The sequence below is a fragment of the Ruegeria sp. CL3 genome, from assembly GCF_056536505.1.
In genome coordinates, this window is record NZ_JBQFPT010000008.1 from 1 (window position 1) to 14,244 (window position 14,244).

The window sequence follows — 14,244 nt, forward strand, 5'->3', positions numbered from 1 at the left end:
ACAGCCAACATGCGTCCCCGTCAAAGACAAATGATCCCGCAAAAAACCAGACAATAACGTCCGACCCTCAACATCACCGCTCACAGACAGACCATTCACAGTCAGCGATATTTTCATCACATTTTCCTCCCTTAAATCCGTAGCTCAACCGCCCAATACGCGCTTGAGCCAGCCTTTCTTTTCGGTTGCCTCTTCCGCTTGTTGTTCGGGTTCAGCTGCCGATTCGTCGGCGGGGGCCTCTGGCTCGACCTCGACCGCGCTTTGGAAATTCTGAAAGAACTGATCCGCCATTTTCTTGGCGAATCCGTCCACGACACGGCCACCCAGCTGGGCCAGCTTACCGCCCACGCGTGCGTCCACATTGTAGGTCAGCAAGGTGCCTTCGGGGACATCGGACAGCGTGACATCTGCTGCACCCTTGGCAAAACCGGCAGCGCCGCCTTTGCCTTCGCCCGACAGTTTCAGGCTTTCTCCGGACACCATGTCGGACAGGGTCACTTTCCCTTTGAACGTGGCTTTGACGGGGCCGACTTTCTGCACCACGGTGGCGTCGAACCCGTCCTCGGCGGTGCCGGTCATCTCCTGGCAGCCAGGGACGCATTCGCGCAGAACATCTGCCGACAGCAGAGCATTCCAAACCTCGGACCGTGGCGCGGCTATTGTGCGGCTGTCATGTAACTCCATGTCACTCCTCCAGAGTTTTTTCCAACCTAGGGCGTCGGGGCCGCAAAGCATATGCGACCTTGGGCGTAGTCAGCGCAGTTCCGGAGGGGTGTGCGTCAGCCCGTAATCCGCGAAGATTTTGGCGATGCGGCCATCCTGAAGCGCAGCATAGATCGCGTCATCGACCGCGTAGCTGAGGCCGCGATAGGCAAAATGCACGGCCACGCCGCTGGTCCAGGTGCTGACGGCAAAGCCGGGCAGCGGAGGGGTGTGGATATCCAGATCCGGGGTCAGCCCGGCCTCTAACTGGGCGCGGGGGCCCATCGCGGCCATCGTATCACCTGCGGCCAAAGCCTCCATGGCCTGATCTGCGGTTGGGAACCGGCTGACATTCTGCGACAATTGTCCGCCGGGAAAAGACGACAGGTAGAAATCGGCAATCGAATCGTTTTCAACCGCGACGGTGTCAAAACGGAAATAGGCCGGAACCGGAGGGTCTTCGGGATACGCATCGCGGCGAAAGGCGATGGCGATTTTCTCGTCATGATACTGGCCGGTGAACACCACCTGTTCGACCCGGCAGGCGAATTCGCTGTCATAGGGAATGTGCAGCATGACGTTGGCCACGCGCCCGTTGATCAGCGGGCCCTTCCAAATCCAGTTGCGCAGATCGGCCTCAAGGTTTTCTCCTGCCGCGACCAGATTGAACCGAGGCTCGACCCCCAGATCCTGCGCGATCAACTTGCCGATTTCGATGTCCACGCCCTGTATTTTGCCGTCCTTCTCAAAGGACCAGGGCGCGAAATCTTCATAGGCCGCGAACTCGATGTAGCCGCGCTCGACAATGGTATCGAGGTCCGCGCCGACGATATCGCGACTGGCATTCTGGGGTTTGGGTTGGGGCACATGGTCTTCACACCTGGCCAGAGCCGACCCGGTGAACAGGGCGGCGACCAACAGGGAGAGAATGAAATGGCGTCCGATCATGTGCCCCAGTCTGCCGTTCTATTGCGCGGCAGACAATCCGATAGTCAGCTGCTCCGCCGCTTGTGCAAAATCCGGGGCCTCGCCCGAGATCAGCACCGCAGCGCGCAGGGCCACCGAGTCGGCCACAGGCGCGCCTGAGCCGGTTTCGATTGTACCCGCGATCTCGGTCAGTTCGGATTGCAGGGCGGCAGTGTCCCCATCTGCGCCCTCTGCCATAGCGGCCAGCTCGTCGCGGATTTCCTTCAACCGGTCCGAATAATCATCCAACGCGCCGTCATCGGGGCGGGTTTCGATATAGGTGCGGATGGCCCAGGCCGCCTTTTGGCCCAGCAGATCGCCAAAGGCGGGCATCTTGGTGATACCGTTCTGGGTATAGCCCTCGCGGAAGCGTTCGATGTACCACTCATCGCCGTATTCCTCGGCCTCGAGGTAGCGCAGGTCAGGCGCCAGTCCGCCCGATACGACGCCCAGACCGTGGCAGCGCGCGCAGTTCTGGTTGTAGCCGGAATCGCCGATTTCGATTGCAGCCTGCCAGACCTCTTCGCCCTGATCGCGATAGGGGTTTTCGATCAGCCATTCCTCGCTCACGTCGGGAAGGGCATCCGTATTTACCGGCTGGGGCGCGACATCACCATGTGCCAGCGCCATTCCCGCTGTCACCATTGCCGCAAGCGCCGCGCTGTAAAAACCAAGACGCATCTCATCCTCCTATTGAAGCTTTCCCCGGTCATAGCGCAGGCAAAATCATCGCGACATTCGACCTTGGTTGCAGATGGGCGAAATCTGCGACTAAGGTCGAATGGCTTTCCCATTTTCGACCGGCTTTTACTTTTAGGGCCGGAGAGGAGGCGCAGACATGTTCAGATTTCCCTTTGTTCTTGCAGGTTTGGCGCTGGCAACTGGCGCTGCGCAGGCCGAGGTCGCGATTGCAGTGACCTATCTGCAGCAAGAGGTTGAACGTCCTCCTGTTCTGTCCAACCTCGACCCGATTCCCGAAGATCTGGGCATGGCAGGGGCTGAGCTGGGTCTGGCCGACAATCTGACGACGGCCAAATTTCTCGGTCACAAATATCATCTGACGGTGACCACGGTGCCCGAAGGTGGGGACTGGGCCCAAGCCGCGCGGCAGGCCTTGGCCAATGGTCCATTCGTCATTCTGGACGCGCCTGCGCAAGCGCAGCTTGAGGTCGCTGATCTACCCGAAGCGGCGGGTGCGGTGTTGTTCAACGCCTCGGCCCCCGATCTGTCGCTGCGCGAGGACGAGTGCCGCGCCAACCTGTTGCACACCTTGCCATCGGACGTAATGCGCACTGACGCTCTGGCGCAGTTCCTGGTCAAACGCCGGTGGGAAGATATCGTCCTGATCTCGGGCGAGCATCCGGGGGATCAGGCCTTTGCCGAGGCGCTGAAACGGTCGCTGCAAAAGTTCCGGTTGGAGTTGCAAGCAGAAAAGACATGGGTGTTCGATGCCGACCTGCGGCGCAACGCAGCGCAAGAAGTGCCACTGTTTACGCAGGATTTCGGCGACTATGACGCGCTGCTTGTCGCCGATGAGCTGGACGATTTCGGCCGCTATATCCCCTTCAACACATGGGAGCCGCGCCCCGTTGCCGGGTCAGAGGGCTTGCAGCCCGTCACTTGGTCGCGCGTGGTCGAACAATGGGGCGCCGTGCAGATGCAGAACCGTTTTGCCGATCAGGCAGGGCGGGCGATGCGCCCCAAGGACTACGCCGCCTGGGCGGCCTATCGGGCCTTGGGCGAGGCGGTGACGCGCACCCAATCAGATGATCCGGCGGTTTTGCGCGACTATATCCTGTCGGATGATTTCGAACTGGCGGGCTTCAAAGGCCGCGCGATGAATTTTCGTGCCTGGAATGGCCAGTTGCGGCAACCAATCCCGCTGGTCACGGATCGCGCCGTGGTGGCGATGGCCCCGCTCGAGGGGTTTCTGCATCAACGTACCGAACTGGACACGCTGGGCATTGATGAGGCCGAAAGCCAGTGTCAGGCATTTAAGGAGTAGTAGCGATGAGACTAGCAGCACTTCTGGCAGCGACCGCGCTCTGCGCTCCGGCCATTGCGGATGAAATCTGGATCAGCAATGAAAAGGACGACACGCTCAGCGTGATCGACATCGAAACGCTTGAGGTGATCCGCACCATTGAGACCGGCGAGCGCCCACGCGGGATCACGTTTTCCAAGGACTACTCAGTTCTGTATATCTGCGCGTCCGACAGTGACTCGGTTCAGGTAATGGACCCCGAAACGGGCGAGATTCTCCATGACCTGCCCTCGGGCGAGGACCCCGAACAGTTTGTGCTGCACCCAAATGACAAGCATCTCTACATCGCCAACGAGGATGACGCGATCACCACGGTGGTGGATACGGAATCGCGCACGGTGATTGCGCAGATCGACGTGGGGATCGAACCCGAAGGGATGGCCGTGTCGCCCGATGGCAAGATTGCCATCACTACGTCCGAAACCACCAATATGGCCCATTGGATCGACACCGAGACACAAGAGCTGTTCGCCAATACTCTGGTCGATTCCCGCCCGCGCCATGCCGAGTTCCTGAAGGACGGGACCGAGCTGTGGGTCAGCTCAGAAATCGGCGGCACCATCACCGTGTTCGACGTGGAAACCCAGACCGAAAAGGCCAAGATCGAGTTCGAGGTCGAAGGCGTCCACCCCGACCGGGTGCAACCCGTGGGTTTTGAGCTGTCCAACGGCGATGAGACAGCCTTTGTCGCGCTGGGACCGTCGAACCATGTGGCGGCGGTGAATGCCGAAACCTATGAGGTTGAGGATTACATCCTCGTGGGTCGCCGCGTCTGGCACATGGATTTCAACGCCGACAAGTCGCTGCTGTTTACCACCAATGGCGTGTCTGGCGATGTGACCGTGATTGATGTGGCCAAGCGCGAACCGATCAAGACGATCAAGGTTGGGCGTTTCCCCTGGGGCGCGGCCTTCCGTCCGACCAACTGACACGATTGAGGAGACTTAAGAGATGAAGCGACTGATATGCGCGGCCGCGATGTTGGCTGTGGCTTTGCCCGCTGCGGCTTTGGCCGACGATGATGATGACGACGGCTTTGGTCTGGCCGGTATCCTGTCGGCCAAGAACAAGGAAGACCTGCCTCCGATCATTCTCTCCGCCGGTGTCCCCTTGGCCGAGGCCCCGTGGGAGCTGAAATCCGGCACCTATTATGAGTTCGAAATTCAGGGCGACGGCAGTCAGGAACTGGCTCTGGTCGGGCCTGAGTTCTTCCGCGCGATCTGGGTGGATGAGATCGTTGTCGAAGGGTTGGAAATCAGACCTCTGGGTGTCGATTCCGTTGAGTTTGACGAGGCGGGCGAGATGGAAATAGGCTTTGTCGCGATCAAGCCGGGCAGCTACTATCTGAAAGTACCGGGCAGCACCGGCGAAACGCAGCGGCTGGAGATTACCATTAAGTGACAGGGCTTTCGGTCCGCAATGTCAGCTACGCCTATGGCGACAAACGCGCCCTTGATGACGTGAGCTTTCACGTCCCGCAGGGCGCGTTTTGCGCGTTGCTGGGGCCTAATGGCGCGGGGAAATCGACGCTGTTTTCGTTGTTGACCCGCCTGTTCACCACCGCGCAGGGGGTGATTGAGGTGGCGGGGTTCGATATCTCGAAACAGCCCCGTCAGGCCTTGGCGCAGATCGGGGTCGTGTTTCAGCAGCCGACGCTGGATCTGGACCTCACTGTTCATCGCAACCTCAGCTACTTCGCCGCTTTGCATGGCCTGTCAGGTCGCACAGCCGAGAGCCGCATCGCCGCCGCTTTGGAACGTCTGGATATGGCCGAGCGCGCAAGCGAACGCACCCGCGATCTGAATGGCGGCCACCGCAGACGGCTGGAGATCGCGCGTTGCCTGATCCATGCGCCCTCGGTCCTGTTGCTGGACGAACCGACAGTGGGGCTGGACGCAGCAGCCCGCAGCGCCATCACCCAACATGTGCATGATCTGTCGGCGCAGGATGGGTTGACCGTGTTATGGGCCACCCATCTGACCGATGAGATCACCCCCGACGATCAGCTTGCCATTCTGCATCGAGGCAAGATGCTGAAACAAGGCACCTGCCGGGACATCACCGGCGACCAACCCCTGCAACAGGTGTTTCTGTCGATGACCGGAGCCTCCGCATGACGGGCGCGCTGCTCGCCCTGCGCGCGATCCTGATCCGCGAGGCGCTGCGTTTTGTGCGTCAACGAAGCCGGTTCATCGCCGCTTTGGTACGCCCACTGGTCTGGCTGATCGTCTTCGCCGCCGGGTTCCGCGCGGCCTTGGGCCTGTCAATCACGCCGCCCTATCAGACCTATATCACCTATGAGATCTACATCGTGCCAGGCCTGTGCGGCATGATCATGCTGTTCAATGGAATGCAAAGCTCCCTCAGCCTTGTTTATGACCGTGAGATGGGATCGATGCGGTTGCTTCTGACCAGCCCTCTGCCGCGATGGTGGCTCTTGTTCTGCCGCCTGCTGGCCAGCACCACGATCTCGATTCTGCAGGTCTATGCCTTTCTGGCGGTTGCCGCGATCTACGGGATTGATATGCCTTGGTACGGATATCTGTGCGTCTTTCCCGCACTGATCATTGCCGGGCTGATGCTCGGCGCTCTCGGTTTGGCTTTGTCCTCGGCCATCAAGCAGCTTGAGAATTTTGCCGGGGTGATGAATTTTGTCATCTTTCCAATGTTCTTCCTGTCCTCGGCGCTTTACCCGCTTTGGAAGATGGCTGAAAGCTCGGCCCTGTTGCGTGATATCTGCGCGCTCAACCCCTTTACCCACGCCGTTGAGCTGATCCGCTTTGCGCTCTATGGTCAGTTCAACGGCCCGGCCCTTGGCTGGACCATCCTTGCCGGTATGGCGTTTTTGGGCCTCGCGCTGTGGGGCTACGACCCGGCCCGCGGGATCAAACGCCCCGGTCGCTAAGCCGTCTACGACCATGGCAGAGGTGAAATGCGCCCCTCGATGCGCTAGTATGCCTTTCAAACGGAGGGTTCATTCATGGTCCGTATCGCAATTGCATTACTGTTTTTGGGCACAGCCGCCTCGGCCCAGACGGTCGAGGATGAGTACGGCACGCTCAACCCGCAGGACACGGGATTTGGCCGTGTCATGAGCAATATTGACAATGGCGTCACCGATATGACGACCTGCGCGACCGGCTACTACATCACCAAATCCGGCCGGCACGAGATGGCGCGCAAGCTGTTCGAAAGCTGCGCCAATGCCGGGTATACCGGCGCGATGACATGGATGGGGCAGTTGGACAATAATGGGCTGGGCGGAGACTACGATCCCGATGCCGCCGCCGCATGGGACAAACGCGCCGCTGATTTGGGCGATCCGGTGGGCAAGTTTAACTACGGCCTCAACCTGCTGCGCGGCCACGGGGTGGCGCAAGACCCCGAGCTAGGCCGCGCCTATGTGGATGAAGCTGCTCGCGACGGCCTTAAAATCGCCAAACGTCTGCAAGATTCTGGCTATGATCCGAATGAGGTCACACCGGATGCAGATGAATGGAAATACGCGCCCTTGTTCTGAGTTTAGTGAGGTGACGTAGTCGGGCACTGGAAAAGGCGCAGGCGCCAGATGGTGCGGCGTTTCCCAAGCCGAAGCCCAACCTCTGATCAGTCGATCACGACCTGAGGCAGCCAGTGGCTATCGGGATCGGCCTCGTGGATATCTGCCTCAGATACGGGCCTCAGATCTCCGTCTTCGGGTGGGGCCGATAGGATGCCCATGTCCATTTCATGCAACTGTCCGATCAGGCGGTCGCCATCGCGCTGCAGGCGATAATAGACCCCGTTCCACATATCAATGCCGTATTCGGTGGCGCCCTTGTGGATAAACAGCAGGTCGTATTCCAGATCGGTCAGATCATCGTCCGAGACCTCGCGCCGCAGAGCATAAGGGTAGGGGACATGGCACCAGTGTTTGACCGCCCCCTCAAGGCAGCGAAACGGACGCATGGACAGGAAATGGTCTGCGAATGGTCCTGCGCCAAGATCGATATGATAGGCTAAGGCGTCGCCCTCTGGTTCGAAATACACGTTTCCTATCAATAGCTTGCTGCCATTTCCGTCTACTAGAGAAATTGTCTTTTGCCCGGACAGCGGATCGGCCAGCGCAGGCTGCGCGCAGATCAAAACCGCAGGGACAAACCAAGTGAAAAGCCGCCGCATCATCGCCTCGCGCATCAAAAAAGATGGCTCAACCTAGTTGAAATCGGCTGATAGCGCCCTACGACCAATGTGCAATTCCAACACCGGTGCCTGCCTGCGAATAATACTCTCGCCAACAATCCCGACGCGTCGGAGATTCGGCGTGGAGGAAAGACATAAGTCTAGGGAGGATACCGATGAACCGGTTTATCATGGCCGCCGCTGCGAGCATTGTCGCAACCGGCGCAGCCTATGCAGAAGTTACCGAAGACGATCTGGCCAATGACCAAACGATCACCACTCAGGTTGTGACCAATGGTATGGGGCGGCATTTGCAGCGCTACAGCCCGCTGGACATGCTGAACAAGGACAACGTCAAGAACCTGCTTCCGGCCTGGGCCTTCAGTCTTGGCGGAGAAAAGCAGCGCGGGCAGGAAACCCAGCCACTGATCTATGACGGGATGATGTATATCACCGGGTCTTATTCACGCCTCTATGCAATTGATCTGGAGACCGGCAAAGAGGTCTGGCAATACGATGCGCGCCTGCCCGAAGGCATTCTGCCTTGCTGTGACGTGGTCAACCGGGGTGCCGCCATCTATGGCGACAAGGTCATTTTCGGTACGCTGGACGCGCGGATCGTAGCGCTGAACAAGGACACGGGCGATGTGGTCTGGCGCGATAAGATTGCAGACTACAAGGCGGGCTATTCCTACACCGCGGCACCGCTGATCGTTGATGGCCTAGTCATCACCGGTAACTCGGGCGGTGAGTTCGGCATCGTCGGCGCGGTTCAGGCCCGGGACGTCAATACCGGCGATCTGGTTTGGGAACGCCCCGTGATTGAAGGTCACATGGGAACGCTGAATGGCGAAGAAAGCACCATGACAGGTGAGCTGAACGCGACCTGGCCCGGTGACATGTGGAAAACCGGCGGCGGCGCGACCTGGCTGGGCGGCTCTTACGATGCTGACACCGATACGCTGGTCTTCGGTGCAGGCAATCCGGCCCCGTGGAACAGCTGGCTGCGCAATGCCGGCACCCCCACCGAAGGCAACAAGGGCGACAACCTCTATGCCGCCAGCCGCATCGGGATCGACCCCAAGACCGGCGAGATCAAGTGGCATTTCCAGACCACCCCGCGTGAAGGCTGGGACTATGACGGTGTGAACGAAGTGGTCGCTTATACCGACCGCGAGGGTAACCAGCGCTACGCCACTGCCGACCGGAACGGGTACTTCTATGTTCTGAACCGTGAGGATGGTGGGTTCGTCTCGGCGACACCTTTCGTCAAGGATATCACATGGGCCGACGGAATTGATGAGACCGGCCGTCCGATCTTTGTCGAAAACAACCGTCCCGGTGACCCGGCCGCTGCGGCTGATGGCAACAAGGGTGAGGTCATCTTTGCCTCGCCGTCCTTCCTGGGCGGCAAGAACTGGATGCCAATGTCGTTCTCGCAGAACACCGGCAATTTCTATGTGCCTTCGAACGAATGGGGCATGGATATCTGGAACGAGCCGATCACCTACAAGAAAGGTGCCGCCTATCTGGGCGCGGGCTTTACCATCAAGCCGAACTACGAAGATCACATCGGCTCGCTCAAGGCCATCGACCCCGATACCGGCGAGTGGAAGTGGGAATATAAGAACGATGCCCCGCTGTGGTCGGGCGTGATGACCACGGCTGGTGGCCTGGTATTCTTCGGTACCCCCGAGGGCGAGTTTATCGCGCTGGATGACGAAACCGGTGAGAAACTGTGGTCGTTCCAGACTGGCTCCGGCATCGTCGGTCAGCCTGTGACCTGGGAACAGGACGGCGAGCAATATGTCTCGATCATCTCCGGCTGGGGCGGTGCGGTTCCGCTGTGGGGCGGTGAAGTGGCCAAGAAGGTCAACTATCTGAACCAGGGCGGTACCTTGTGGACATTCCGCCTGCCTAAAGAGCTGGCCTCGGCGAACTGAGGCGGGTTCTGACCCCAAAGATCGCGCGCTCGATATCCGGGCGCGCGTTTTCTTTGGTCTACGACCTTCCGCCAGTAGGCGTATGCTGACGGTGTTGCTAGACTCAGAGCAAAGAGAGTTTCATTGCAAAGGCGACCTTGATGCTTGCAGAACCCGCCAGACAGACTGACTTTGAGAATGTTCTGATTGTCGACGATCACCCGCTGTTCTGCGACGCCTTGTCGATGACCCTGCGCAGTGTGGCCGAGATCGGCGAAATTCACACCGCAGACCGTTTGGAAAACGCAATGGAGCTGGTGGCTAAAGGGCTGAAACCGGATGCGGTGATGCTGGACCTGAACCTGCCGGATGTGGATGGCCTGGATGGTCTCGTGCGTTTGAAATCCGCGGCGGATGCGCCGGTGATTGTTGTGTCCTCGCTGACCGACAACCGTGTGATCAGCCAGGTGATCAAGGCAGGTGCATCGGGGTATGTGCCCAAGCATAGCCAGCGCGATGTGTTCCGCACCGCGTTCGAGACGGTGCATGCGGGGGGGATCTTTGTCCCCGATGGCTGCGTTCTGATCGAAGATGAGGAAGAGGATGAACATAGCGATGCGGTCAACCGGCTTGCCGCGTTGACCAATCAACAGGGCCGCATCCTTCAACTGATCTGCGAGGGTAAGTTGAACAAGCAGATCGCCTATGACCTGTCGATTGCCGAAACCACGGTTAAGGCGCATGTCACTGCAATCATGCGGAAACTTGGCGTTCAAAGCCGCACTCAGGCGGTTCTGATTGCCAAGAAAGCATCCTTTGCCAGCGTATTGCAAGAATAGGGTCAGATACTCTAACCTCTCAGCAATCGTCGGGCTTTAGGGAGGAGTCGCGATGAACCAAGCATTCGGATGGGCCAGCGCCCAGTCCGTCAGGCCAGGCATCGTAAAGACGGCATTTGCGGAATGCAGCGCCGACAACACAGTCAGGGAACTGTCCAAGTCGTTGGGGGATGACCCCATGGCGCTTGTCATTCTGTTTGTCAGCCCCAATGCCGATCCTAAGGCGGTGATCGCCGAGGCTGAACAGGAATTTGCGCCCACGATGGTGGTCGGATGCACCACCGCCGGAGAGCTTGCCGAAGGTGGCTATAACGAGGATCAAATCGTCGCGCTTGCCTTGCCGCGCTCACATTTTGAAACGCGCACCATTCTGGTACCGGATCTGGATGTTTTTAGCGCGCAAGACATCATTGCCGAAATGATCCACAACCGAACGGCAATGACGCGCAGCTTTCCCGCTTGGGAAAACGAATTCACATTCCTGATGATCGACGGGCTGTCCACGAAAGAAGACGAACTGACATCCGAGTTGGCGATGGGGTTGGGGCCGGTGCCTTTGTTCGGTGGGTCAGCCGGCGACGGGACCGAGTTCGGCCACACCTATGTTCTGCATGGATCACAGGCGTTGGAGAACGCGGCCATTTTGGTGCAAGTACGAACCTCTTGCCCGATCAAGGTGTTCAAGACCGATCACCTTGTTCCGGCCGCGCATCGCATGGTCGTGACCAAAGCCGACCCGGTCAACCGCATCGTTCAGGAAATCAACGCGGAACCCGCAGCGCGGGAATATGCGCGCATCCTTGGCAAAGACCCCGAACAGCTGACCCCCTTTACCTTCGCGGCCCATCCGGTCGTCGTCCAGATCGGAGGTCAGCACCATGTGCGGGCCATTCAGCAGGTCGCGGGCAATGGCGATCTGGTGTTCTTTTCAGCCATTGATGAGGGGCTGGTTCTGACCCTGGCCGAACCGCGAGACATGGCGGTGCATCTGCGGGAAGAGATCGCAGCGCTGAACGAGAAGCAAAAACCCGATACGATCCTGGCCTGCGACTGTATCCTGCGGCGGCTCGAGGCGCAGGAGAAACAGAAGACGCACGAAATCTCGCGCATTCTGTCGGACAATCATGTGGTCGGGTTCTCGACCTATGGTGAGCAGTTCAACTCGATCCACGTCAATCAGACGATGACCGGGGTGGCGATCTATCCGCCCAAGGACGACTAGCGGATGATCGAGCATCTGACCGACCCGCTGGATCCGATCGAGCGCCAGAATGAAAAACTGCTGAGGATCGTCGAGGCGCTGATGCGCCGGGTCGAGGAATCCACCGATGCCTCGGGCGCTGCTTATGCGCAATTTCAGCGCGCCGCGGTCTTGGAACAAGAGATCCGCACCCGCACGGATGATCTGGAGCGCGCTCTGGACCTTCTGAACGCATCCAACGCGCAATTGGCCAAGGCCAATGAGGAAACCGAGGCTGCTCGGGCCAATTTGGCGAATGCGATTGAGGCGGTGCAGGATGGTTTTGCCTTGTTTGGGCGCGATGAAAAACTGGTTCTGTGTAACAGTCGCTTCGGGTTGCATATGCCCGATATCCAGGGCCGGCTGAGGCCAGGCCTGCGTTTTATCGAATACGTCGAGCTTGTCAGCCGGTCTAGCTCTCTGCTGCTGCCGGAGGGGGTTGCGCCTGCGGACTGGGCCGAGCTTCGGCTGACGCGTCATGCGGACGACCATGTGGTGTTCAATGTGGGATTGAGCGGAAATCGCTGGATGCAGGTCTCTGAACATCGCACGAAGGATGCGGGCACGGTTATCTTGCAGACGGATGTGACCGATATCATGCGGGTCGAGCGGCTGGAACGCGACCGCATTCTGGATGACAAATCGCGCCTGATCCGCGCCACGCTGGAACACATCGACCAGGGTGTCTGCATTTTTGACAACAAGCACCGTTTGATCGGCTGGAACAACCGGGCCAGCGAACTGCTGGCGATCCCGGTCGGGCAATTCCAGATGGGCACGCAGTTTGAAACGCTCTATGACCGGCTCGGTTCGAATATGAGTTTCCAACCGGGGATGAGCTGGGGTGATTTGTCCGACTGGACTAAGCGGCACACCTCCCGGCGTCCCTTGCGGTTTCTGCTGCATCGGGGGCGTTCGAAAATCCTGTCTGTCTTTGCGCAGGAAATGCCCGACAAGGGCTATGTGATTTCATTTACCGATGTGACGGCAGAACGAAAATCGGCGCAGGCGCTTCAGGACGCTAAGGAATTGCTGGAAAAGCGGGTTGAAGCGCGCACCGTTGAATTGGCCGACGCGCTGGGCGAGGCGGAACGGGCCAATGCGTCGAAGTCCCGCTTTGTTGCCGCTGCAAGTCATGATCTGTTGCAACCTTTGTCAGCCGCCAAGCTTTATGTGGCTTCGCTGAAAAACGGGTTGGATCAGTCGGAAACGCACGATGTGGCCACAAAGGCGGAAAGTGCGCTCAACAGCGTGGAACATATCCTTGAAGCACTACTGGATATTTCGAAGCTGGATTCCGGTAGCGCGACGGTCCACCTCTCGACCGTGTCGGTTGGTGATATGTTCAAGCAGATGGAGGACGCTTTCCGCCCGGTTGCGCAGGCCAAAGGGTTGGAATTGCGCGTGGTGCCGACCAGCGCGCTTGTGGCCAGTGATGCTAGCTACTTGCGGCGCATCCTTCAGAACCTGCTGTCCAACGCAATCCGTTATACCGACGCCGGCAAGGTTCTGGTCGGGGTGAAGCGGCGCAAAACCCGCGTTTCGATCGAGGTGCTGGATACCGGAATAGGCATCGCCGCCGATCAGCGCGACATGGTTTTTCAGGAATTCAAGCGGGTGCAATCCGACGCAAGCGCCGCCGAAGGTATGGGTCTTGGTCTCGCCATCGTCGAGCGCGCCTGCGGGTTGCTCAACCACCCGATTCATCTGCGCTCCGAGTTGGGAAAAGGCACGGTGTTTTCCGTCGAAATCCCTGTGGTGCAGGACCAAGGGCAGTTCAGTGAAGGCCGTCCCGCTGCTGCCGACAGGAAAACGGGTCAACTGGCGGATATGATCGTTTTGCTGATTGAAAATGACGCAAATCTCAGAAATGCACTGATGCTAACGCTCGAGTCCTGGGGCGTTCATGTGCTGGAATGTAGCAGTGAGGATCAGGCCGTGGACCTGCTGCGCGAGATCGGTATCACACCCGATGCGATCGTCGCGGACTACCAGCTGGATAGCGGAAAAACCGGGACTGAGGCGGTGCGTCGGATCAGCGCGGAATTCAGCGATGTGCCCGCCTGCATCATCTCGGCCAACCGGTCGCCTGAAACGGCGGAAGAATGCAAGGCGAACGGGTTGGAGTTAATACACAAACCCATCGACGCCAAAGAGCTTAGATACCAGTTGGTCAGCTTGATTTCGCTTTGATCCCTGCACGGGTCTGCTCGCGGACCGTGATAGCTGAATCTTGACGTTGATGGTGCTGAAGATCGACCCGCGCTGAATGAAGGACAGTTGGGTCGCCGAATGCGGTGCCGGTTCGATCATGGGGAGTGATGCATTGCGTGGTGTGAATTGGTGTTTGCCGAAATGGAGTATTCTGGC

The 14,244-nt window shown here is 58.9% G+C and carries 14 protein-coding genes and 1 pseudogene; 10 read left to right on the forward strand and 5 right to left on the reverse strand.

Annotated features, from left to right (window positions below):
• From ACR0NO_RS13035 to pedF, 4 genes and pseudogenes are all read right to left on the reverse strand, one after another.
• Positions 1-117, reverse strand: a pseudogene (locus ACR0NO_RS13035) ((2Fe-2S)-binding protein); the annotation flags it as partial.
• A gap of 27 nt (positions 118-144) precedes the next feature.
• The gene (locus tag ACR0NO_RS13040; protein ID WP_480724241.1) at positions 145-684 is read right to left on the reverse strand and encodes an SRPBCC family protein; all 540 of its coding nucleotides are present in this window, start codon (positions 682-684) and stop codon (positions 145-147) included.
• A 69-nt stretch (positions 685-753) separates the two neighbouring features.
• Positions 754-1,650: a substrate-binding periplasmic protein gene (locus tag ACR0NO_RS13045; protein WP_480724243.1), complete on the reverse strand. Its 897-nt coding sequence runs from the start codon at positions 1,648-1,650 to the stop codon at positions 754-756.
• A gap of 18 nt (positions 1,651-1,668) precedes the next feature.
• The gene (gene pedF / locus ACR0NO_RS13050; RefSeq protein ID WP_480724244.1) at positions 1,669-2,349 is read right to left on the reverse strand and encodes a cytochrome c-550 PedF; all 681 of its coding nucleotides are present in this window, start codon (positions 2,347-2,349) and stop codon (positions 1,669-1,671) included.
• Positions 2,350-2,506: 157 nt separating this feature from the next.
• On the opposite strand from pedF, the gene ACR0NO_RS13055 reads away from it, so the two are divergent.
• The 6 genes from ACR0NO_RS13055 (at position 2,507) to ACR0NO_RS13080 (ending at position 7,232) form a co-directional block, all read left to right on the forward strand.
• Positions 2,507-3,673, forward strand: a complete 1,167-nt coding sequence (locus ACR0NO_RS13055; protein ID WP_480724245.1) for an ABC transporter substrate-binding protein — start codon at positions 2,507-2,509, stop codon at positions 3,671-3,673.
• Between the two features lie 5 nt (positions 3,674-3,678).
• Complete coding sequence (locus ACR0NO_RS13060; protein WP_170675947.1) at positions 3,679-4,641, forward strand: YVTN family beta-propeller repeat protein; 963 nt, start codon at positions 3,679-3,681, stop codon at positions 4,639-4,641.
• A 22-nt stretch (positions 4,642-4,663) separates the two neighbouring features.
• On the forward strand, positions 4,664-5,113 hold the full coding sequence (locus ACR0NO_RS13065; RefSeq protein WP_480724246.1) for a cupredoxin domain-containing protein: 450 nt from the start codon (positions 4,664-4,666) through the stop codon (positions 5,111-5,113).
• Positions 5,110-5,829 carry an ABC transporter ATP-binding protein gene (locus ACR0NO_RS13070; RefSeq protein ID WP_480724247.1) on the forward strand — a complete coding sequence of 240 codons (720 nt, stop codon included), beginning with the start codon at positions 5,110-5,112 and terminating at the stop codon, positions 5,827-5,829. Before ACR0NO_RS13065 ends, ACR0NO_RS13070 begins: the two co-directional genes overlap by 4 nt.
• Positions 5,826-6,617, forward strand: a complete 792-nt coding sequence (locus tag ACR0NO_RS13075) for an ABC transporter permease (protein WP_480724248.1) — start codon at positions 5,826-5,828, stop codon at positions 6,615-6,617. Before ACR0NO_RS13070 ends, ACR0NO_RS13075 begins: the two co-directional genes overlap by 4 nt.
• A gap of 75 nt (positions 6,618-6,692) precedes the next feature.
• Complete coding sequence (locus tag ACR0NO_RS13080) at positions 6,693-7,232, forward strand: SEL1-like repeat protein (protein ID WP_480724249.1); 540 nt, start codon at positions 6,693-6,695, stop codon at positions 7,230-7,232.
• Positions 7,233-7,318: 86 nt separating this feature from the next.
• Here ACR0NO_RS13080 and ACR0NO_RS13085 read toward each other — a convergent pair whose 3' ends face one another.
• Complete coding sequence (locus tag ACR0NO_RS13085) at positions 7,319-7,888, reverse strand: hypothetical protein (RefSeq protein ID WP_480724250.1); 570 nt, start codon at positions 7,886-7,888, stop codon at positions 7,319-7,321.
• Between the two features lie 161 nt (positions 7,889-8,049).
• Here ACR0NO_RS13085 and ACR0NO_RS13090 point away from each other — a divergent pair, with 161 nt between their 5' ends.
• The 4 genes from ACR0NO_RS13090 (at position 8,050) to ACR0NO_RS13105 (ending at position 14,067) form a co-directional block, all read left to right on the forward strand.
• Entirely contained in the window at positions 8,050-9,816 is a 1,767-nt protein-coding gene (locus ACR0NO_RS13090) for a PQQ-dependent methanol/ethanol family dehydrogenase (protein WP_170658879.1), read from the forward strand.
• 140 nt (positions 9,817-9,956) lie between these two features.
• A complete protein-coding gene (locus ACR0NO_RS13095) occupies positions 9,957-10,634 on the forward strand; it encodes a response regulator (protein ID WP_170378656.1) in 678 nt (225 codons plus the stop codon).
• A 52-nt stretch (positions 10,635-10,686) separates the two neighbouring features.
• A complete protein-coding gene (locus ACR0NO_RS13100) occupies positions 10,687-11,856 on the forward strand; it encodes an FIST N-terminal domain-containing protein (protein ID WP_170666740.1) in 1,170 nt (389 codons plus the stop codon).
• Positions 11,857-11,859: 3 nt separating this feature from the next.
• On the forward strand, positions 11,860-14,067 hold the full coding sequence (locus tag ACR0NO_RS13105; RefSeq protein WP_480724251.1) for a hybrid sensor histidine kinase/response regulator: 2,208 nt from the start codon (positions 11,860-11,862) through the stop codon (positions 14,065-14,067).
• Positions 14,068-14,244: the final 177 nt, after the last annotated feature.

Coding starts and splice junctions, on each gene's coding strand:
- ACR0NO_RS13040 (WP_480724241.1), bottom strand. CDS start 684: ATGGAGTTACATGACAGCCGCACAATAGCCGCGCCACGGTCCGAGGTT.
- ACR0NO_RS13045 (WP_480724243.1), bottom strand. CDS start 1,650: ATGATCGGACGCCATTTCATTCTCTCCCTGTTGGTCGCCGCCCTGTTC.
- pedF (WP_480724244.1), bottom strand. CDS start 2,349: ATGCGTCTTGGTTTTTACAGCGCGGCGCTTGCGGCAATGGTGACAGCG.
- ACR0NO_RS13055 (WP_480724245.1), top strand. CDS start 2,507: ATGTTCAGATTTCCCTTTGTTCTTGCAGGTTTGGCGCTGGCAACTGGC.
- ACR0NO_RS13060 (WP_170675947.1), top strand. CDS start 3,679: ATGAGACTAGCAGCACTTCTGGCAGCGACCGCGCTCTGCGCTCCGGCC.
- ACR0NO_RS13065 (WP_480724246.1), top strand. CDS start 4,664: ATGAAGCGACTGATATGCGCGGCCGCGATGTTGGCTGTGGCTTTGCCC.
- ACR0NO_RS13075 (WP_480724248.1), top strand. CDS start 5,826: ATGACGGGCGCGCTGCTCGCCCTGCGCGCGATCCTGATCCGCGAGGCG.
- ACR0NO_RS13080 (WP_480724249.1), top strand. CDS start 6,693: ATGGTCCGTATCGCAATTGCATTACTGTTTTTGGGCACAGCCGCCTCG.
- ACR0NO_RS13085 (WP_480724250.1), bottom strand. CDS start 7,888: ATGCGCGAGGCGATGATGCGGCGGCTTTTCACTTGGTTTGTCCCTGCG.
- ACR0NO_RS13090 (WP_170658879.1), top strand. CDS start 8,050: ATGAACCGGTTTATCATGGCCGCCGCTGCGAGCATTGTCGCAACCGGC.
- ACR0NO_RS13095 (WP_170378656.1), top strand. CDS start 9,957: ATGCTTGCAGAACCCGCCAGACAGACTGACTTTGAGAATGTTCTGATT.
- ACR0NO_RS13100 (WP_170666740.1), top strand. CDS start 10,687: ATGAACCAAGCATTCGGATGGGCCAGCGCCCAGTCCGTCAGGCCAGGC.
- ACR0NO_RS13105 (WP_480724251.1), top strand. CDS start 11,860: ATGATCGAGCATCTGACCGACCCGCTGGATCCGATCGAGCGCCAGAAT.